The organism is Bacteroides sp. RTP21281st1_H5_RTP21281_210402, assembly GCF_040918965.1.
In the GTDB taxonomy this organism is placed as follows: domain Bacteria; phylum Bacteroidota; class Bacteroidia; order Bacteroidales; family Bacteroidaceae; genus Bacteroides; species Bacteroides congonensis.
Genome location: NZ_JBCOWR010000003.1, coordinates 227,884 through 251,376, shown reverse-complemented (window position 1 = coordinate 251,376; position 23,493 = coordinate 227,884). Strand labels below are relative to the sequence as shown.

At 43.9% G+C, this 23,493-nt stretch carries 10 protein-coding genes; all 10 read left to right on the top strand.

Translation table 11 applies throughout. The features are described from left to right. The first annotated feature begins 21 nt into the window (after window positions 1-21). A complete protein-coding gene (locus tag AB5443_RS06615) occupies window positions 22-2,310 on the top strand; it encodes a DUF4906 domain-containing protein (RefSeq protein WP_277133145.1) in 2,289 nt (762 codons plus the stop codon). A 27-nt stretch (window positions 2,311-2,337) separates the two neighbouring features. Further along, complete coding sequence (locus AB5443_RS06610; protein WP_283140008.1) at window positions 2,338-3,114, top strand: DUF1566 domain-containing protein; 777 nt, start codon at window positions 2,338-2,340, stop codon at window positions 3,112-3,114. A gap of 46 nt (window positions 3,115-3,160) precedes the next feature. Then, the gene (locus tag AB5443_RS06605; protein ID WP_073345219.1) at window positions 3,161-4,054 is read left to right on the top strand and encodes an AraC family transcriptional regulator; all 894 of its coding nucleotides are present in this window, start codon (window positions 3,161-3,163) and stop codon (window positions 4,052-4,054) included. Between the two features lie 203 nt (window positions 4,055-4,257). Continuing rightward, window positions 4,258-7,572: a glycosyl hydrolase gene (locus AB5443_RS06600; protein WP_368113507.1), complete on the top strand. Its 3,315-nt coding sequence runs from the start codon at window positions 4,258-4,260 to the stop codon at window positions 7,570-7,572. A gap of 94 nt (window positions 7,573-7,666) precedes the next feature. Further along, on the top strand, window positions 7,667-9,100 hold the full coding sequence (locus tag AB5443_RS06595) for a sialate O-acetylesterase (RefSeq protein ID WP_368113505.1): 1,434 nt from the start codon (window positions 7,667-7,669) through the stop codon (window positions 9,098-9,100). A gap of 10 nt (window positions 9,101-9,110) precedes the next feature. Continuing rightward, window positions 9,111-11,423 (top strand): DUF5703 domain-containing protein, encoded by a 2,313-nt coding sequence (locus AB5443_RS06590; RefSeq protein ID WP_368113503.1) that lies wholly within the window; start codon window positions 9,111-9,113, stop codon window positions 11,421-11,423. 7 nt (window positions 11,424-11,430) lie between these two features. Then, window positions 11,431-14,070, top strand: a complete 2,640-nt coding sequence (locus AB5443_RS06585) for a glycoside hydrolase family 2 protein (protein ID WP_368113502.1) — start codon at window positions 11,431-11,433, stop codon at window positions 14,068-14,070. Between the two features lie 91 nt (window positions 14,071-14,161). After that, the gene (locus AB5443_RS06580) at window positions 14,162-18,592 is read left to right on the top strand and encodes a two-component regulator propeller domain-containing protein (RefSeq protein WP_368113501.1); all 4,431 of its coding nucleotides are present in this window, start codon (window positions 14,162-14,164) and stop codon (window positions 18,590-18,592) included. A 58-nt stretch (window positions 18,593-18,650) separates the two neighbouring features. Then, complete coding sequence (locus AB5443_RS06575; protein ID WP_368113500.1) at window positions 18,651-20,333, top strand: polysaccharide lyase; 1,683 nt, start codon at window positions 18,651-18,653, stop codon at window positions 20,331-20,333. Between the two features lie 30 nt (window positions 20,334-20,363). Next, entirely contained in the window at window positions 20,364-23,465 is a 3,102-nt protein-coding gene (locus AB5443_RS06570) for a DUF6298 domain-containing protein (protein ID WP_368113499.1), read from the top strand. Window positions 23,466-23,493: the final 28 nt, after the last annotated feature.

Genomic DNA, 23,493 nt, shown 5'->3' with positions numbered 1-23,493 from the left:
TTGGTGATAAATAGATATGATATGAGAATAAGAATTAGATATGGAAAGTATTTCCGGACAGTCTGCACAACCTTGCTGTCACTGTTATACTTGGGTTGCACAAATGACAAACTGGATGAGTTTAATCCGGGAAATACTTCAGGTAAAACGGTCATGGTCAGCCTGAATGTCAGTCTTCCTGCTGCTGTAGAACCGACATTCGCGAGTGGTTATACAGCTACAAAGTCATTTTTTAGGAAAGAAACTTGTTCTGACTCTCCGTTTACTGTGGTTTTGGAAGGAAAGCAGGAACCGCATACCATAACTACCCGTGCTTCCGATGGGACAACCAAACTACACAACCTATGGCTATTCCAGTTTAAGGAAGATGGCTCCATTAATGGAAAACCTCATAAACTGAGTGATACTACGACAGCTATTAATGATCTAGCAACAATAGATGTTCCTCTTGTGGTGGCGGAGAATCAAACTTTATATCTGCTGGTGCTGGGTCCCAAGCTAAATTATGACATGAGTAAGGTAAGTTATCTCGATGAACTTAAAAAATGGAGTTTTGAATACTTGACTAATATAGAAGGTCATACCCAGTCACTTATCACCGCTGACGACGAAGTACCATTGGCCGGAGAAGTGCCGGGTGTTACTGTCGTAGATATTGACGGAGGTAACCGGGGATTGGTCGAATATAACAAGCCTGTCGGTTTTGTTGGAGGTATCGAAATAAGAAAGCTGATGGCACGCATTACATTACGCTATAAATTTGAAGTGGAAAATTACAAATTGCAGGGTTTGAAATTATTGAATGTAAACAGTACGATTCGGCTCACCAATCCTGAAAAGAATAGTGATGAAGATACTTATGCCACGTTTGAAGTAGATAAATTGGGCGAACCGGATACAAACGGCTTTTATTCGGCAACATGGTATGTTGCACAGAATTGTCAGGGAACTGTAGGTAGTATTATGAGTGAAAACCAACGTTACTACAAAATAGTCAATAAAGTACCTTCTGGGGCTGCACCAGTGTTGGGTACACAGATAGAAGCATGGGCATATTCTACTGTAACAGACGAATATGCAATTTACCAAATGTATGTCGGGAACAACAATACTAACAATTTTGATGTGGAACCCAATCATTTTTATAATCTACGTACTACCATTAACGCAGACATAAATTCTGCAAAAAACGATGAACGGATTAGAGCGTACATTGCCAGTCAATATGTAGAGTTTCATGCTAGTTATAATGTAGCTGTTAGTGGAGGGGCATCATTTGATACTTTTAAGAACCTCTACAATAAATCAGGTAAAGATTATGACCTTGATGCAGCTTATGATGTTCGACCGATAGTTGTACAAACTCAGGGAAGAACAGTGGAAGTGGAGATATATACCAATAAAGAATGTACACAGAAAGCTCCCGATAACAGTTGGCTTCGTTTGTCTTCTTCATCTAATTATACCAATGCATATAATAATGTCAAGGAGCCGCTGAATACATATATCAAAGCAAGTACCATACTTCCCACACAAATAAAATTTTATCTTTATAATGATGAGTACATATATGATGAAAACGGTAATCTGGTCGATTCTGGTGGTGAAAGCGATGCGGAAGGAAAGCGTTCCTTATTTATCAAAGTTACTACCACAACCGAGGGAGATGGAGAAATATTGCAAGCTTCACATATATTCAGAATGGATCAGCGACCGGCAATATATGCCGGACGTTTCGGAGGAGTAAAAGATACGGATGGGAATTATACGATGGGATTAGTGCATGACAGATTATCTGTGCGTAGCACAAATAAATATCTGGTGGGCATAACCACCATGGGAAAAATACAATATGGTTATAACAATGTTGAAACAGCAGCACAATCATATGGGACAGATGATATAAATTGCGGAAAAACAGCAACGATTAATCTAGCTGAAAATATACATAACCTTTCTTGGACAGGTGATATACCTGTTCCGCAGAAAGATGCAAACGGTCATGTACTATTATATCAATACCAATATCCGGCCAGTACCTTTTCCGCAAGAGTCTGTTATGATAAAAACAGAGATGAAGATGGAAACGGACGAATAGAAGGTGATGAATTAAAGTGGTATATGCCTGCATCCAATCAACTGATTGGTATTTATATAGGTAGTTCATTGAATATTACCAGCGGAAATACAACTACGGAAGATGGAAATGGTAGTGTCAAAAGATGGTATAACGGACTGAATTCTTACTATAAAACTGATGGTGGCTCAAGGTGCGTAAGAGATATAAGTATCAAGCAAATGCAATTTTAAAGCGAAATAAACAAAAACAAGAATAAAATGAAACGAATGATTATTATAATTTCCGCGTCTCTCTTCATGCATGTAAAGGGATATTCTCAGATAACGGGTATATATACGGATGAGGAAGGAAATCAATATGCAGTTATATATTCGACAGGTTTACCCGAAAGTAGAGTGGAGAATAGAAGTGAAAATTCAACGTTTTATACGAATATTCAACTCTATGAATGGACTTCAAACGGTCAAAACACGAACCCTGTCAAAGATAGCAATGGAAATTTAGTTTATGTTCATCGTGTAAGTCGGCATAATAATGCTATAAATAGTGGCAACAATGATATGAAAGTCTCCAAGGGATTTATTATATCTCCGGATGCGATTGACAGTGATGGTGCAAGTACAACTACGACAACAATGGACTGGGCTACTGCAAACGGATATCTTGCTACAGCAAACCAAAATAAATATGATGTTGCAAGTTATGCCGTTCCTAAAGGATGTGCCATGTACCGTGGAAAATATGGAAAAGACGCACCGGGAACATGGCGGGTTCCTACCTTTCGGGAAGGTAGCCTGATAATGATTTTTTATAGAAAATTGGAGGAAACAAATGTGCGAACTGGTTTTAATAAATTCGCATTGTCTACAAACGGTACCGCTTATTGGTTGGCAACAGAACATTCCGGTTCTTCTACTTATGCATGGTATATGAAATTCTATCCTGACGCAACAAAAGTGAAATATGCATCCTCTAGCGGTTCCAAAAGTACTAAATATTTTCTCCGCTGTATTCGGGATATTCCGTCGAAATGAATTATGAACGAAGTATGAGTTGTAAAAATAGCATTAATAACATTCAATGAAAATGAATATGCCATATAGTCCTGATAAAGTAGTTGACAAATTATTGAAATCTGAAGAGTTTAACGTATATACTACAATTGCCCATTTACCTCTTGATGAAAATCCGACGTATCTTGAAGAGGGGATAAACGGGATATGTACGGGAGGAAGTGCGCTCTTTAATGTTTTCGGTAATAAACGGCGTATTGTCCCCAATGATTTGGTCATTATTTTTCCTTTCCAGTTGGCATCTGTCACGGAAATTAGTGATGATTTTTCAATGACATTCCTAAAAGTATCCAAAAGCCTGTTTATAGATACGATAAGCGGTATATGTATGCCTACCCTTGACTTCTTTTTCTATATGCGAAAGAATTTCAGCACTTCGCTATACGATGAAGAATGTCAACGTTTCATTCATTTTTGCCAGATATTGACTTACCGTATTGACTTACCCCAGGACTTATTCAGACGGGAGTCTATCATGCAACTGTTACGTGTTTTCTATTGGGATATCTATGCGGCTTATAAAAGAAAACCGGAAGTGGCCGAATTAGTAAAATATACCCGTAAGGAAAAAATTGTATTCGATTTCTTTTGTTTGGTGATAGAGTTTCATACGGTATGTAGGGATGTCGCTTTTTACGCGGAAAAGATGTGCGTGTCCGCTAAACATCTGACAATGGTAATAACCGATATGAGCGGTCGTTCAGCAAAAGACTGGATTATAGAATATTCCATTCTTGAAATAAAAGCACTATTGAAGGACACTAATCTCGAGATAAAAGAAGTGGCTTCGCGAACACACTTCCAGTCAAATTCCGTTATGACAAGATTCTTTCGTGAACATACCGGCATGACACCCTCAGAATATAGGGAGAGAATTTATGTCCTGGATTGTATCGAATAGCGGCATTTAGAAAAATAAAATACGAATACTGCCTGTGAAGGTCGTCTATTGTTTGTTTTGTTTGTGTGTGCACCTTTTTTCCAGTGGGAAAGGAGGTGCACTTTTTATAATTAAAGTTTACGTCTCTCTAATATTTTCAACAAATAGTGAGTACAAAATATTTCCTTTTTCGTCTTTTTTAATAGTAAAATATAGATATTAAAATGAAAAGCCGACTGAAACAGCGAATATTTGCAATCTCTTTATTGGCATGGACTGCTTTCTGTCCTGCCGATGCGCAACAAACACGCTCACTTCGCGACCAATTTCAGAACCCGTCCGATGAAGCGAAACCTTGGACATTTTGGTACTGGATGTATGGCGCTGTATCCAAAGAGGGGATTACCGCCGATTTGGAAGCAATGAAACATGCAGGACTCGGAGGTACGTACCTGATGCCGATTAAAGGTATAAATGAAGGCTCCCAATATAATGGCAAAGCACAACAGTTAACCCCTGAATGGTGGGAAATGGTACGTTTCAGCATGGAAGAAGCCGACCGGTTAGGGCTGAAACTGGGAATGCATATCTGTGACGGTTTTGCATTGGCGGGAGGGCCTTGGATCACTCCCAAAGAATCCATGCAGAAAGTCGTTTGGAGCGATACGATTGTTAATGGCGGAAAACTTGATGCATTGCGTCTGCCACAACCGGAAGTTTATGAGAATTATTATGAAGATATTGCATTGTTTGCTTTACCGGTAGAAGATGAAGTAGATGAAATGCCTGCCAAAATCACATGCGTAAACTTGGCGATAACGGATAATATAAAGCCCGCCCAAACAGTGAATATGGATGCGGCAGGAGTTATCCGCTCTTCGTATCCATGCTATATCCAATACGAATACGGGCAACCTTTTACCTGCCGGAACATAGAAATAGTCTTGAATGGCAATAATTATCAGGCACATCGCTTGAAAGTGATGGCAAGTGATGACGGTGTCAATTACCGTTTCGTAAAACAATTGGTTCCTGCCCGTCAGGGATGGCAGAATACAGATGAAAACTCCACGCATAGTATTCCCGCAACTACTGCCCGTTATTTCCGTTTCTATTGGACACCCGAAGGGAGTGAACCGGGAAGTGAAGATATGGATGCCGCGAAATGGAAGCCCAATTTGAAAATAAAACAACTGCGCTTGCATCGGGAAGCCCGTCTGAATCAGTGGGAAGGAAAAGCCGGACTGGTATGGCGTGTAGCTGAATCCACTAAGGAAAGAGAAATAGGGAAAAAGGATTGTTATTCACTTTCACAGATTATTAATCTGACGGAACAATACAATAATATCCCTGCCAGTCATTCTAAAGAGAAAACATTGACTGCCATTCTCCCTGAAGGTAAATGGAAATTACTCCGCATGGGGCATACTGCTACCGGACATACCAATGCGACAGCCGGTGGCGGAAAGGGACTGGAATGTGATAAGTTCGATCCGGCAACAGTAAGAAAACAGTTTGATAACTGGTTTGCACAAGCATTTGTAAAAACGAATCCGGAAGTGGCACGGCGTGTACTGAAATATATGCATGTGGACAGTTGGGAATGCGGAAGTCAGAACTGGAATCATAATTTCGCAACTGAATTCAAGAAACGTCACGGCTATGACCTGATACCTTATTTACCTCTATTGGCAGGTATTCCCATGGAAAGTGCCGAACGGAGCGAAAAGATCCTGCGCGATGTACGTACAACGATTGCCGGACTGGTAGTCGATGTTTTCTATCAGGTACTGGCAGACTGTGCCAAAGAGTATGATTGTCAGTTTTCAGCGGAGTGTGTAGCACCGACAATGGTGAGTGACGGCTTGCTGCATTACCAAAAGGTAGATCTTCCTATGGGAGAATTTTGGCTGAACAGTCCTACCCATGATAAACCGAATGATATGCTCGATGCCATCAGCGGTGCCCATATCTACGGAAAGAATATCATTCAGGCGGAAGGATTCACCGAAGTGCGTGGCACATGGAATGAATATCCCGGAATGTTGAAAGCATTGTTGGATCGTAATTACGCATTAGGAATCAATCGTCTCTTCTACCACGTATATGTACATAATCCCTGGCTAGAGCGCAAACCCGGCATGACACTGGATGGCATCGGGCTTTTCTTACAACGTGACCAGACTTGGTGGGATAAGGGCGCTAAAGCCTTTTCCGAATATGCCGCCCGTTGCCAGTCGTTATTGCAGTACGGGCATCCGGTGACAGATATCGCAGTATTCACAGGTGAGGAAGTGCCGAGACGTTCGGTATTACCTGAGCGACTGGTTCCGTCCCTTCCGGGGATCTTCGGTGCGGAACGTGTGGAAAGCGAACGCGTTCGTTTGGCGAATGAGGGACAGCCTTTGCGTGTACGTCCGGTAGGCGTTACTCATTCCGCGAATATGGCTGATCCTGAAAAATGGGTGAATCCGCTTCGGGGATATGCTTATGACAGTTTTAACAAGGATGCACTATTGCGTTTGGCAAAAGTAGAAAATGGCAGAATGATATTGCCGGGCGGAGCCAGTTATAAGGTTTTGGTACTGCCGAATGCCCGTCCGATGAATCCTGAACCGGTGGAACTTTCGCCGGAAGTGAAACAAAAGGTCAATGAACTGAAAAAAGCAGGTGTGCTGATTCCTGCCATTCCTTATATGGAGGACGACTTCTCTGCATATGGACTGGAACGTGATTTGATTGTGCCGGAAGACATTGCCTGGACACATCGTCGCGGTGAATTGGGAGATATTTATTTTATTGCCAATCAGAAAGAAGAAACACGTACGTTCACCGCAAGTATGCGTATCACCGGAAGCCAACCGGAGTGTTGGAATCCCGTGACGGGTGAGATTGAAACGAATCCCCTTTACGAACTGAAAGATAATCGCACGGAAGTAACTTTGACATTGGCTCCCAATGAGTCGGTATTCGTTGTCTTTTCCACGGAAGAAGCCCGTAATGGTCATAATAGTGATACGCAAAAACAGTGGAAAGAGAAAAAAAACTCCACTGGAAATATTGAGGAAGTAACTTTTGAACCGGAAGAGTATAAAGTTACTTTCCTGAACAATGGAAAAGAAATAACCCGGAAAACACTGTTTGACTGGAGTAAAGAGGATGACGAACAAATCCGCTATTATTCAGGAACTGCGATTTATAAAACCATGTTCCGTTGGAAGAATAAGCTGAAGAAAGACCGAAAAGTCTGGCTGAACTTGGGGAAGATATGCGATATAGCAACAGTTCGTGTGAATGGAATAGATTGTGGCACTGTTTGGACGGCTCCTTATCGGGCTGATATAACCGCAGCCTTGAAAAAAGGAATGAATGAACTCGAAATAGAAGTGACGAACACGTGGGCGAATGCATTGCAAGGAGCCGATGAAGGAAAAGCACCGTTTGACGGGATCTGGACGAACGCTAAATATCGCAGGGCAGAGAGAACGTTGCTTCCGGCAGGATTGCTTGGTTCTTTGGGGTTTTCTATCACAGATTAAGATTTTAAGGTACGGATTACACGGCCCATGAGAATCGTGTTACGTAAAAACAACAGCGTAATCCGTGCCTGATTCATTATAATACAGTTAAAGTATGAAAAGTTCAATGATTAAAACAGGTACAATATTGGCAAGTTTTCTACTTGCTGCCTGCCTGCCAACACATGCTGAAGTAAAATTGCCTGCAATCTTTTCCGACGGAATGGTGATGCAGCAACAGATAAATGCCAATCTTTGGGGAACTGCTACTCCCAATAGAAAAGTAACAGTAACGACGAGTTGGAATATGAAACAGTATGTAGCAACTGCCGACAAGAATGGTGCGTGGAAACTTACGGTTGCTACCCCCGAAGCAGGAGGCCCCTATACTGTCACCTTTGATGATGGAAGTAAAAAAACACTGAATAATATATTGATAGGTGAGTTATGGTTATGTTCCGGACAGAGCAATATGGAAATGCCGATGAAAGGATTCAAGAACCAGCCGGTGGAGAATGCCAACATGGATATTCTTCACAGTAAGAATCCTGAAATTCGCTTGTTTACGGTCAAACGGACTTCTACGTTTACTCCGCAAAATGATGTAGTCGGTTCATGGAAAGAAGCAGCACCGGCCAGTGTCCGTGATTTCAGTGCGACAGCTTACTATTTCGGCAGACTGGTTAATGAAATATTAGATGTTCCGGTAGGTCTGGTGGTGGCAGCATGGGGTGGTTCAGCGTGCGAAGCATGGATGACAGCTGACTGGCTGAAAGCTTTTCCCGACGCAAAAATTCCTCAGTCGGAAGCGGACATTAAATCGAAAAACCGCACTCCGACAGTGCTTTACAATGGTATGTTGCATCCACTTATTGGTATGACAATGAAAGGAGTGATATGGTATCAGGGCGAAGATAACTGGAATCGTGCACATACGTATGCAGATATGTTTACGACCTTGATTAACGGTTGGCGTGCCGAATGGAAACAAGGGGATTTTCCTTTTTACTATTGTCAGATAGCCCCATATGATTATGGAATCATTACGGAAAAAGGAAAAGAAGTAATAAATTCCGCCTATCTTCGGGAGGCGCAGTCGAAAGTTGAACATCGTGTGGCAAACAGTGGCATGGCGGTATTGTTGGACGCAGGAATGGAGAAAGGAATTCATCCAGCAAAGAAACAGGTTGCCGGAGAACGTCTGGCGCTTCTTGCCCTGACCAAGACCTATGGAGTGGAAGGAGTAAACGGGGAAAGCCCTTATTATAAAAGTATTGAAATAAAGAATGACACGGTAGTCGTAAGCTTTGAACGTGCCGGAATGTGGATTAGCGGCAAGAACTGTTTCGAGTCGGAAAACTTTGAAGTAGCAGGTGAAGACAGGGTGTTCTATCCTGCGAAAGCCTGGATTGAGCGTAGTAAGATGCTCGTGAAAAGTGAGAAAGTTCCGCATCCGGTAGCCGTCCGGTATGGATTCAAAAACTATGTGGAAGGAGATGTTTATTGTAACGGTTTACCTTTAGGGTCTTTCCGCTCGGATAATTGGTAATATAAAAAACATGAAAAGATTTTATCTGATTACAACCATACTGCTTATTGGCGTGTCGGCACTTTGGAGCCAACATGCCAATGTCGTTTGGAATACCCCCAGCCGTAATTCTTCCGAATCCATGCCTTGCGGTGGCGGTGATATTGGTATGAATATATGGGTGGAAGATGGCGACATCTTGTTTTATGTAAGCCGCAGCGGTACGTTTGATGAAAATAACTGCCAACTGAAACAAGGGCGTTTCCGGCTTCGTCTGTCACCCAATCCTTTCAAAGAAAACAAAAGCTTCCGTCAGGAATTGAAATTGAAAGACGGCTATGTCGAAGTTGAAGCCGAAGGTGCGCAAATACAGTTTTGGGTAGATGTCTTCCATCCGGTTATTCATGTCGAAATAGCGAATTCACAGCCTTTGCATACAGAAGTCTCTTATGAAAACTGGCGTTATCAGGAACGTCCTATCCGGAAAGGAGAGGGACAACAGTGTTCTTACAAATGGGCTCCCCCGAAAGGAACGGTTACAAGTGCCGACTTCGTATCTCTGAAAAACAATGCATCCGGCAGGAACAACCAACTTGTATTTTATCATCGCAACCCCGAACAGACAGTCTTTGATGTTGCCGTAGTCCAACAAGGGATGGACGAAGTGAAATCACAAATGATGAATCCCTTGAAGAATCTGACTTTCGGCGGAACTCTTTTCGGAGAGAACCTGGAATTTACAAATACTACGGATGGCATATATGCCGGAACGGACTTCCGTGCCTGGAATTTTCGTTCTTCCAAAGCTACCCGCAAGGAACAGTTTTATATTGTACTACATACGGAACAGACAGAAACCACGACACAATGGGAACAAGGTCTGCAAATTGCTTTAGGACGAATTGCCCCGAAAGGGAAAAACTCCGCAAAGACCATAGTACAAGATAAAAAACAAACCCGTTCATGGTGGCACTCTTTTTGGCAACGCAGTTTTATCGTAGCGGAAGGAGAAGCACAGGAAATTACGCGGAACTACACACTATTCCGCTATATGCTGGGCTGCAATGCTTACGGTAGCGTACCGACGAAATTTAACGGCGGACTGTTTACTTTCGATCCTTGCCATGTAGACGAAAAACAATCATTTACTCCCGATTACCGGAAATGGGGAGGTGGCACAATGACCGCACAGAACCAACGTTTGGTATATTGGCCGATGCTGAAAAGCGGGGATTATGACATGATGTCCGCCCAATTTGATTTCTACAACCGGATGCTGAAAAATGCAGAGCTTCGTAGCCGTATATACTGGCAGCATGATGGAGCTTGCTTCAGTGAGCAGATTGAGAACTTCGGTTTGCCTAACCCTGCGGAATATGGTTTCAAGCGTCCTGATTGGTTTGACAAGGGATTGGAATATAATGCGTGGCTCGAATATGAGTGGGATACGGTGCTCGAATTTTGCCAGATGATACTGGAAACAAAGAACTATGCGGATGCCGACATCACTCCTTATCTTCCTTTGATAGAAAGCTCACTCACATTCTTTGACGAACACTATCGTATGCTTGCATCCCGTCGCGGACGAAAAGCACTGGACGGTGACGGGCATCTGATTCTTTTTCCGGGTTCTGCCTGTGAAACCTATAAGATGACGAATAATGCCAGTAGTACCATAGCAGCCTTGCGGACTGTGCTCGAAACGTATGGAAAGAAAGAGGAGATATTGAAAACAATCCCCCCGATCCCTTTGCGATATATAGAGGTAAAAGACTCTCTGAATCCTGCATCTACCCCGGAACTAAGACAGACGATTTCTCCCGCTGTAAGTTGGGAACGCATCAACAACATAGAAACCCCGCAGCTTTATCCTGTATTTCCATGGCGCATCTATGGAGTAGGAAAGGAAAAACTGGAAGTAGCCCGTAATACATATTTCTATGACCCTGACGCAATCAAGTTTCGTTCGCATACCGGATGGAAACAAGATAACATTTGGGCTGCCTGTTTGGGATTAACCGAAGAAGCGAAGAGACTATCCCTTGCCAAACTGTCTGATGGTACGCACCGCTTTCCTGCTTTTTGGGGGCCGGGATACGATTGGACTCCCGACCATAACTGGGGAGGTAGCGGAATGATAGGTCTTCAGGAGATGCTCTTGCAGACCAATGGAGAACAAATTCTTCTTTTCCCCGCATGGCCGAAAGAATGGAATGTGCATTTTAAACTGCATGCGCCGGACAAGACTACAGTAGAAGTTACTCTGAAAGACGGAAAGGTGAAGGATTTGAAAGTTTGGCCGGAAAGTAGAAAGAAAGACATTATTATAATGATTAAGAAATAAAGGAATTATGAATAAAAGACCGTTTTTAATCTTATCAGCTTTTTTGTTGCTGTTCTCATTGACAGAGAAAGGACAAGCGACAGAAACTTACCATCCCGAGACATCGGTCGCCGGATTTATCCAGCTTCCCGGTAGTGGACGACAAGTGTATAATTTCAATCCGGGATGGCGATTCTTTAAAGGAGATGTCCGTGGGGCGGAAGCCGTGGACTTTGACGACCGCTCCTGGGAAATAGTATCTACCCCGCATACAGTGGAACTGATGCCTGCCGAAGCCAGTGGATGCCGTAATTATCAAGGCCCGGCATGGTATCGCAAGCATTTCGTGATTCCTTCCGAAACCAAAGGACAACGGGTGACTATTCATTTTGAAGCCGCCATGGGCAAGCAGATTATCTACTTGAACGGGAAGCGTGTTCAAGAGCATATCGGTGGCTATCTGCCATTCACGTTAGATTTAACCGCCAATGGCGTACAGGCAGGTGACTCCTGTCTGCTTGCTGTCTTAACAGACAACAGCGATGACAAATCTTATCCCCCCGGTAAACGCCAGTATACCTTGGACTTTGCCTATCACGGCGGGATCTATCGTGATGTATGGATGATTGCCAAATCACCTGTTGCTATTACCGACGCTCTTGATTCCCAAACCGTTGCCGGTGGTGGAGTATTCGTACATTTCGATAAAATCAGCGATAAGAGCGCGCAAGTCTGTGTAAAGACTGAGTTACAGAATGATGCACGACATCAGGAAACTGTCACCGTAGAAACCACCCTGACCGATGCAGACGGAAAAGTCATCAAACGTACTTCCGGCAAACTTTCCCTGAAACCTGGAGAAAAGAAATCTATCGGGCAACAAATGGAAGTGAAGAATCCGAAACTATGGTCACCGGACACACCTTATTTATATAGGATACAATCACGGATAAAGAAAGGCAATCAAACTATTGACGGAGGAATTACCCGTGCAGGCATCCGTCTTGCCGAGTTTCGTGGAAAAGACGGCTTCTGGCTGAATGGAAAGCCTTTCGGACAATTGGTAGGAGCTAACCGCCATCAGGATTTCGCGTATGTAGGCAATGCTTTGCCCAACTCACAGCAATGGCGTGACGCGAAGCGTCTGCGGGATGCAGGATGTACTATTATTCGTGTAGCTCATTATCCGCAAGACCCTGCCTTTATGGATGCCTGTGACGAACTCGGAATGTTTGTCATTGTAGCTACTCCCGGATGGCAATATTGGAATAAAGATCCGAAGTTCGGGGAACTGGTTCATCAAAACACCCGTGAAATGATTCGTCGTGACCGCAATCATCCGTCTGTCCTGATGTGGGAACCGATATTGAATGAAACCCGCTATCCGCTAGATTTTGCCTTGAAGGCATTGGAAATAACCAGAGAAGAATATCCTTATCCGGGACGTCCGGTAGCGGCTGCCGACGTTCATTCGGCAGGTGTGAAAGAGCATTATGATGTAGTCTATGGCTGGCCGGGCGATGATGAAAAAGCGGACAGGCCGGAACAGTGTATCTTTACCCGTGAATTTGGAGAAAACGTGGACGACTGGTACGCACACAATAACAACAACCGTGCAAGCCGTAGTTGGGGAGAACGACCGCTGCTTGTACAAGCATTATCCCTGGCGAAAAACTATGATGAAATGTACCGCACCACAGGTCTGTTTATCGGTGGTGCCCAATGGCATCCGTTTGACCATCAGCGCGGTTATCACCCTGACCCTTATTGGGGTGGTGTCTACGATGCTTTCCGTCAGAAGAAATACGCTTATGCAATGTTTCGCAGCCAGTCACCTGCCAATCTCGAACATCCTATAGCTGAATGCGGGCCGATGATATTTATTGCTCACGAAATGTCGCAATTCTCAGATAAAGACGTAGTAGTGTTCAGTAATTGTGATTCTGTGCGTCTTTCTATTTATGACGGAACAAAAACATGGACGAAGCCTGTGGTTCACGCGAAAGGGCATATGCCGAACGCACCTGTTATTTTCGATGATGTATGGGATTTTTGGGAAGCGCGTGGATACAGCTATACCCAAAAGAACTGGCAGAAGGTCAATATGGTTGCCGAAGGTATTATCAACGGGAAAGTGGTATGTACACAAAAGAAAATGCCTTCCCGCCGTTCTACCAAACTGCGTATGCATGTGGATACACAAAAAGTCAACCTGGTGGCAGACGGCTCCGATTTCATTGTGGTAATTGCCGAAGTGACCGACGATAATGGAAACGTACGCCGTCTGGCAAAAGAAAATATCGTATTTACGGTAGAAGGTGAGGGGGAGATTATTGGAGATGCCACAATCAATGCCAATCCCCGTGCCGTGGAATTCGGATCGGCTCCTGTGCTGATCCGTTCTACACGGAAAGCCGGTAAGATAAAAGTAAAAGCACACGTTCAGTTTGAGGGCACACAAGCTCCGACAGCCGCCGAACTGGAATTTGAAAGTATTCCGGCAGAACTTCCTTTCTGTTATGTGGAACAGGCTGTCACTTCACCAACAGTTAAAACAGGTTTTATAAACAGTAAATCCGAAGGAAAAGTACAACTGACCGAAGAAGAGCGCCAACGGGTATTGGACGAGGTGGAACGTCAGCAGACTGAATTTGGAACAGAAAAATAGAACGATAAAAGATAAGAAGATAGTGATTCCGGTCACTATCTTCAAAAAAAATTGTATCTTTGACTACATTTAATTCCAATGATGACCATAAATGAGAAAACGGAATATTCTAATACTATTACTATCAATGATGGGCGCTTGTGTTTTTGCCTATCCGAATATGATTGTTGAACACTACACAGCCGAGCGCGGTTTGTCTAATAATATCGTCAATTGTACTTTAAAAGGGAAGGATGGCTTTGTCTGGTTCGGCACATGGTATGGACTATGTAGCTTTGACGGAACTAAATTCCGCTCATATGACAACCGCGACGGCTTTTATTCCGCCGATATTCCCCCTCGCAAGATTCAGCGTATTGTAGAAGATAAAAATGGTTTCCTATGGATTAAGACCATCGACCGTAAACTTTACCTGTTCGACAAGCGCCATGAAAGTTTCCATGCAGTCTATGACGACGTAAAAGAATACTCCGAAAACATTCAGATTATCAAAATCCAGACAACAGAAGACGGGGACGTCCTGCTATTGACCAAGGACAAGAGCCTTCTGCGTGCCTATACCGATAAGGATGGAAAAATCACAATGAAGCAGTTGCACGATTCACGCCCCAACGTGAACGTCTATGATATGCGGCTGAAACACAATGTATTCTGTGAAACAGCCGAGTTCATCAACTGGATTGGCATGGATTATCAGATTTTATCCCTTAGAAAAGGAGATGCCCTGAAAGATAAACCGGGTGATTTCATACAGAAAAAGATTTCCGCCAATCCCGAACAGTTCACTTGTGCTGCTTATAGTTCCAGGTTCCTGTGGCTAGGGGATAGGGACGGGCATATTTATAGTATCGACCCTCAAAATGGAGTAGTGAACCGTTATGAAATACCGGAAATCAAGCAGCCAATCTCCAATTTATTGGTTATAGAATCCGGTTTGATGTATATTACCACTAATGAAGGAAGTTATGAATACAATATCGGTTACAAGCAACTCACTAAACTTCCGTTTACCATCTCCGGAAAAGATGCCGGAATGATCTTCTATGATAAATATGACAAGATATGGTTTCAGGAAGGGAATCATGCATTGATATATTATGATCCTCTGAACAGAAGCAGCCGCCGCTTTAAATTCCCCGTCCAGAATTCTATCGGAAACTTTGAAATGCAGGATGCCGGCGAGCAAGGCATGTTTTTCCTGACTCCAAGCGGAGAAATACTTTTGTTCGACAGGGATAAACTGGAGATGACCCGTATCAACCAAATGAAACCGTTCTCTGATGACATTCCCGACCAACTTTTCTTCCATCTTCTTTTGGATAAGGATGGTATTCTGTGGCTGGCATCTACAAGTAGCGGAGTGTATAGAGTGAATTTCCCCAAAAAACAATTCCAGTTGTTGACCGAAGTATCTCCTGTTCCCGTTACCACCGAAAGACCTACTTCCTGGAATCAGGGGATACGTGCCCTTTTCCAGGCGAAGAACGGAGATATTTGGGTGGGAACCCGCTGGCAGACTTTGTATCGTCTGGATCGTAACGGACAGATGAAGCAGATTTTCTCAGACAAGAACTATCTGTTGGGGGCAGTCTATCATATAATGGAAGATAAGGACGGAAATCTGTGGTTCTCTACCAAAGGAAACGGACTTGTCAAAGCCGAGCCGGATATGAATTCACCTCATGGCCTACGTTTTACCCGTTACAAGAATGACCCTAAAAATCCGAACTCTATCAGTAATAATGATGTGTATTTTACCTATCAGGATAGTCAGGGACGCATTTGGGTAGGATTATTAGGCGGGGGATTGAACCTGCTTTCCGAAGAAAACGGGGAAGTTGGCTTTATACATAAATACAACGGACTGAAACAATATCCGCCTTACGGGCTTTATATGGAAGTGCGTACAATGACGGAAGATGAAGACGGACGTATTTGGGTGGGAACAATGGATGGCCTGATGTCTTTTGACGGGCATTTTACAACGCCCGAACAAATTCAGTTTGAAACCTACCGTCAGGTTAGCGACCGTTCCAACGTGGCGGACAATGATATCTATGTGCTATATAAAGATGCTGATTCGCAAATATGGGTAAGTGTATTTGGTGGAGGACTGAACAAATTAGTTCAATATGACAAGGAAAAACATGAACCGGTTTTCAAATCCTACGGCATACGTGAAGGTATGAACAACGATGTAGTCAAGTCAATTGTAGAAGACAAGAATGGGAATCTGTGGTTTACTACCGAAATCGGTCTGTCCTGTTTCAATAAGATTACCGAACAGTTCCGTAACTATGACAAATATGACGGATTTCTGAATGTGGAAATGGAAGAGGGCAGCGCGCTCCGCACATTGAACGGGGATTTGTGGATCGGTACCCGTCAGGGGATTCTGGCATTTTCCCCTGACAAGTTGGAAACGCAACATACGAAGTATGATACACGTATTGTCGATTTTAAGGTTTCCAACCGGGATTTGCGTAGTTTCCAGGATTGCCCGATTCTAAAAGAATCCATTACGTACACAGACGCGATTCGACTGAACTATAACCAGTCCATGTTCACGATAGAATTTGCCGCCTTGAATTTCTACAATCAGAACAGGGTGACATACCGCTATATACTCGAAGGATACGAAAAAGAATGGCATTATAATGGTAAGAACCGTATTGCTTCTTATACCAACGTGCCCCCCGGCAGCTATACGTTCCGTGTGGAAACGATAGATGAAGCCAGTCCCGAACTTGTTTCCAGTCGTACGTTAGCCGTTACCATTCTTCCACCTTGGTGGTTGAGTTGGTGGGCGACGCTTATCTACGTTATTCTTGGGCTGGCAGCTCTCTATTTTGCCCTAAGACTGGCTTTCTTTATGATTAAGATGAAGAATGACATCTATATCGAGCAAAAGGTTTCGGAACTGAAAATCAAGTTCTTTACCAATATTTCCCATGAACTCCGCACACCTTTGACATTGATTAAAGGCCCGATACAGGAATTGAAAGAACGCGAGCAACTATCTCCGAAAGGATTGCAATATGTAGAATTGATGGAGAAGAATACCAATCAGATGTTGCAGTTAGTCAATCAGATACTAGATTTCCGCAAGATTCAGAACGGCAAGATGCGCTTGCATGTTTCCTTGATTGATTTCAATGAAATGATTGCCTCTTTCCAAAAAGAATTCCGGGTACTCTCGGAAGAGAATGAAATCAGCTTTACTTTTCAGTTGCCGGATGAATCAATTATGGTATGGGCGGACAAAGATAAATTGAGTATTGTGATCCGTAATATCATATCAAACGCATTCAAGTTTACCCATGCCGGTGGAAGTATCCATGTCACTGCCGGCCTGACGGACGACGGAAAACGTTGTTATGTGCGGGTGGAAGATAATGGAGAGGGGATTCCGCAAAACAAACTGACCGAGATATTCGAACGTTTTTCACAAGGGGAGAATACAAAGAATCCGTATTATCAAGGTACAGGTATCGGTCTGGCACTTTCCAAAGAGATAGTCAATCTGCACCACGGGGTGATTCGTGCCGAAAGTCCCGAAGGACAGGGCGCTGTATTTACCGTAGAACTTCTGATGGATAAGGAACATTACCGTCCGTCCGAAGTTGACTACTATGTCAGCGATACAGAAGTTGCTCCGACCGCTTCCGAAGAAGGATCGGCTGAGACTATTTCTTCATCGGAAGGAATGGAAGCAGAACTGGAAATTGACGCTTCGTTGCCTACTCTCTTGTTGGTGGAAGACAATAAAGACCTTTGTCAGTTGATAAAACTTCAGCTCGAAGATAAATTCAATATTCACGTAGCCAATAATGGAGTGGAAGGCTTGAAGAAAGTGCATCTATATCATCCTGACATCGTAGTGACCGATCAGATGATGCCTGAAATGGGTGGTTTGGAAATGTTGCAGGCTATCCGTAAAGACTTCCAGATCAGTCATATTCCTGTGATTATCCTGACCGCAAAGAACGATGAAGGCGCCAAGACAAAAGCGATTACATTAGGTGCGAATGCTTATATAACCAAACCATTCAGCAAAGAATATCTGCTGGCACGTATCGACCAGTTGCTCGCCGAACGGAAAATATTCCGTGAACGTATCCGTCAGCAAATGGAGAATCAGACAACGACGGAAGAAGACAGCTACGAACAATATCTGGTAAAGAAAGACGTGCAATTCCTCGAAAAGATTCATCAGGTGATTGAGGAAAACATGGATGACAGTGATTTCAATATAGACACGATAGCTTCCGGTATCGGCTTGAGCCGTTCGGCATTCTTCAAAAAGTTGAAGAGCCTTACCGGACTGGCACCCGTAGATCTGGTAAAAGAAATCCGTCTGAATAAATCCATCGAACTGATAAAGAACACGGATTTAAGCGTTTCAGAAGTTGCTTTTGCTGTCGGATTCAAAGATTCCGGATATTACAGCAAGTGTTTCCGGAAGAAATATAACCAGACTCCCCGTGAATATATGAATGAATGGCGGAAAGGAGAGAGATAACCGATTACAAAATGCTTTCTTAATCGTCTTTTTAGTAAACCTATTAAGATTCGAAAGAATGAACAACATCAAGAAAGTATTATCAGCATGGATGCTGGTTGCCTGCGTACTACCTGCGGCAGCACAGTATCCTGTGATTCCGGACTCGGTAAAGGCTAGAGGAGCAAAACAAGAAGCGGAGTTCGAACGGAAATCAGATGCGGCATGGGAAAAAGCCCTGCCGACAGTTTTGGAAGAAGCACAAAAAGGACGCCCCTATAAGCCGTGGGCTTCTAAACCGGAAGATTTGATAAAGAGCAATATTCCTGCTTTCCCCGGTGCGGAAGGTGGTGGCATGTACACTCCCGGAGGTCGTGGTGGAAAAGTGATTGTAGTCACTTCCCTCGAAGATTCAGGCCCCGGAACCCTTCGGGAAGCCTGCGAAACCGGTGGCGCACGTATCATTGTTTTCAATGTGTCGGGTGTGATTCGTTTGAAAAGCCCGATTAGCGTGCGTGCTCCTTATGTGACGATTGCCGGTCAGACAGCACCCGGAGACGGTATTTGTGTGACAGGCCAGTCTTTCCTGATTGATACGCATGATGTTGTTATCCGCCATATGCGTTTCCGCCGTGGCGCGCAAGATGTCGCTTTCCGTGATGATGCGGTGGGCGGAAATGCAGTGGGAAATATTATGATTGACCACTGTTCGGCAAGTTGGGGACTGGATGAGAATATGTCTATCTACCGCCATGTATATAACAGGGGGGCAGACGGACATGGATTGAAACTTCCGACTGTAAATATCACCATTCAGAATTCCGTATTTTCCGAAGCATTGGATGCTTACAACCATGCGTTCGGTGCTACTATCGGCGGGCATAACAGCATGTTCTGCCGCAATCTCTTTGCTTCCAATATCAGCCGTAACAGTTCGGTAGGTATGGACGGAGACTTTAACTTCGTCAACAATGTTGTTTTCAACTGGTGGAACCGTTCTGTAGACGGGGGAGACAACAAGAGTTTCTACAACATGATTAATAATTACTTCAAGCCGGGCCCCATTACTCCATTGGATAAACCGATTTCGTACCGTATCCTCAAACCGGAAGCCGGACGTGACAAGAATAAGCCTTTGTCTTTTGGAAAAGCTTATGTAAACGGAAATATTGTTCATGGTAACTCCAAGGTGACAAAAAACAACTGGGATGGCGGCGTGCAACTGGCGAATGAAGTAGATGCCGGAAAATTCCTGCCACAAATAAAGGTGGACGAACCGTTCAAAATGTCTCCTGTAACCATTATGGAAACAAAAAAAGCGTATAATTTTGTATTGGATAATGTAGGAGCCAATTTCCCGAAACGTGATGCCGTAGATGCCCGTGTCATCAAGACTGTACAAACCGGAAAAGCCATCTACGTAAAAGATGCGCCCGAATTTGTTTCTCCTTATGTAAAAAGGCGCTTACCCGCTGATTCATATAAACAGGGAATTATTACAGATATCCGTCAGGTGGGAGGACTTCCTGAATATAAGGGAAAACCGTATGTCGATACAGATGGTGACGGTATGCCGGACGCTTGGGAAATAGCTAATGGCTTGAACCCGAATGACCCGTCAGATGCCGTGAAAGATTGCAATGGGGACGGTTACACCAATATTGAGAAATTCATCCATGGTATAGACACAAAGAAAAAGGTGAATTGGACTGATTTAAAGAACAACCATGATACACTATCTAAACGGAAAAGTTTATTTTAGCCGAATAAATAGATACTAAAGTTTATTGTAATGAATATACGAATAAGAACTATCCTTTTGGGAGTATTGAGTATCGGGTTTGCGCAGAGTCATGCGCAAACCTTTGCTTTGCAAGTAAAGGATAACCAGATTACTTATCTGACCGACGGGCAGGGAAACCGGATTCTTGATTTCTCCACTTGTGGTTATCAAGCATCCGAACAGGATATTCCTTCCATTCGGAACGTGGTATTTGTACCATGGAAAGCAGGAGACAACACGGCACGGATTCAGCGTGCCATCGACTACGTAGCTTCACAAACTCCCGATGCTTCCGGTTTTCGTGGAGCTGTTTTGTTGGACAAGGGAGAATTTTCCTTATCCGGCAGTATCCGTATTACTGCTTCAGGAATCGTACTGCGAGGGATGGATAAGGAGAAGACAGTATTGCTGAAGAAAGGAGTAGACAGAGGTTCGCTTATCTACATGGAAGGAAGGAATGACCTGAATATACAGGATACATTGCAGGTGCTTTCCAAGTACGTTCCGGTAAATACGAAAACATTGGAAGTCGCTTCGGGAACTTCCCTGAAGAAAGGTGACCGGATAATGATAACCCGCCCTTCCGGTAAGGAATGGATTGCTTCACTGGGCTGTGACATCTTTGGCGGTGGCATCAGTGCTTTGGGATGGAAAGTGGGGGATACGGATTTGGTTTGGGACAGGACAGTCAGCGAAGTGAATGGAAATCAAATTACACTAGATGCCCCATTGACCGTAGCTTTGGATGCCCGATACGGCACTTCGACGATTATGACTTACCAATGGAACGGGCGTATTAATAACTGTGGAGTAGAAAACATGACATTGGTTTCCGACTACGACAGACGTTATCCCAAAGATGAAGACCATTGTTGGACGGGCATCTCTATCGAAGATGCGGAAAACAGTTGGGTAAGACAGGTTAATTTCGGGCATTTTGCAGGAAGTGCCGTTATCGTTCAGCGTACAGGTTCAAAGATTACTGTCGAAGATTGTATTTCGAGAGAACCCATTTCTGAAATTGGCGGAATGCGCCGTTGTACATTCCACACTTTGGGACAGCAGACTTTGTTTCAACGTTGCTATTCCGAACATGGGATTCATGACTTTGCCGCCGGATTCTGCGCTGCCGGGCCTAATGCTTTCGTACAATGCGACTCGTATGAATCTTTAGGATTCAGCGGTTCTATCGATGCCTGGGCATGCGGCCTGCTGTTTGATGTAGTCAATATCGACGGACATAATCTTACCTTCAAGAACTTGGGACAAGATAAGAACGGAGCCGGATGGAATACGGCAAATAGCCTGTTTTGGCAGTGTACCGCCGCAGAAATCGAATGTTATGCCCCGACTGAAGACGCTAAGAACCGTGCATACGGTTGTTGGGCACAGTTCTCGGGAGACGGTGAGTGGGCACAATCCAATAATCACGTACAGCCTCGCAGCATCTTTTACGCACAATTAGCCGAACGGCTGCAAAAGGAATGTGCTGAACGCGCCCGCATCCTGCCCCGAAATACAAGCGCAACCAGTAGTCCGACCGTAGAAGTGGCTATGGAATTGGCAAAAGAAGCTTATATTCCTCGCTTGACACTGGAGCGTTGGATTGAAGAAAACAAATTTGCTCCTTCAGTAGCATCCGCCGGAGTGAAATCAATAGAGGACATCAAAGAGAAAAAGACTCTTTCAAACTCAAGGACGTTCTCGACTCAACCGGAAGTAACCATTATCAACGGACGTATCCAAATGGACGGTGCTTTGTTGGTAGGTGGCAGTCATACCACTCCGTGGTGGAACGGCAGACTCAAAACCAGTTTCCTGAAAAAGGCAAGTCCTGCCATCACCCGCTTTGTTCCGGGACGTGAAGGCTTGGGATTGACAGACCGTATCGACTCTGTCGTCAACTTTATGAAACAGAAGAACATTCTTGTTTTCGACCAGAACTATGGACTGTGGTACGACCGCCGCCGTGACGACCATGAACGTATCCGACGTCGGGATGGAGACGTATGGGGGCCTTTCTACGAACAACCTTTCGGACGCAGCGGTCAGGGGACAGCTTGGGAAGGATTGAGTAAATATGATTTGAACCGTCCCAACGCATGGTATTGGTCACGATTGAAAGAATTTGCAGAAAAAGGAAGTGAAGACGGGTTGCTGCTGTTCCATGAAAACTATTTCCAACATAATATCATAGAAGCCGGAGCTCACTGGGTGGATAGTCCGTGGAGAAGCAGCAATAATATCAATCAGACCGGATTCCCGGAACCAGTTCCGTTTGCCGGAGACAAACGAATCTTCGTGGCAGATATGTTCTATGACGTTACCCATCCGGTACGCCGCGAACTGCACAGGCAATATATCCGTCAATGCCTGAATAACTTTGCTGATAATTCGAATGTTATCCAACTGACAAGCGCAGAATTTACAGGCCCGTTGCACTTCGTGCAGTTTTGGCTGGATGTCATTGCCGAATGGGAAGCAGAAACCGGCAAAAAAGCCAAAGTAGCGCTGAGTACAACAAAAGATGTGCAGGATGCGATTCTTGCAGATTCCAAACGGGCTGCCATAGTAGATATTATCGACATTCGCTACTGGCATTATAAGACGGACGGAATCTTTGCGCCTGAAGGCGGTAAGAATATGGCTCCCCGCCAACATATGCGTAAGATGAAAGTCGGGAAGGTTACTTTCAATGAAGCTTATAAAGCAGTAAATGAGTATCGCCGGAAATATCCCCAAAAAGCAGTGACATTCTACGCGCAGAATTATCCGGCTATGGGTTGGGCAATATTTATGGCGGGTGGTTCATGTCCTGTAATTCCGTGCACGGACAAGGTATTCCTGAAGGATGCTGCGGCAATGGAAGTGGAAGAAACAAATACCGATGAATACAGGAAATTGGTAAAATCTGATATTGGAAGTATCATTTATTCCAAGTCGGGAACAGATATTCCTATTCAATTATCGTCCGGAAAATATGCATTAAAGTACATTCATCCTGCTACCGGAAAGATTGATATAATTAGTAAATCACTGAAAATAAATGGATTATACAACCTAAAGGTGCCTGATAAGAAAGAAGGTATTTATTGGTTCCATAAGCTGTAAAACAGAAAATCCCGTTGACGACAAATCA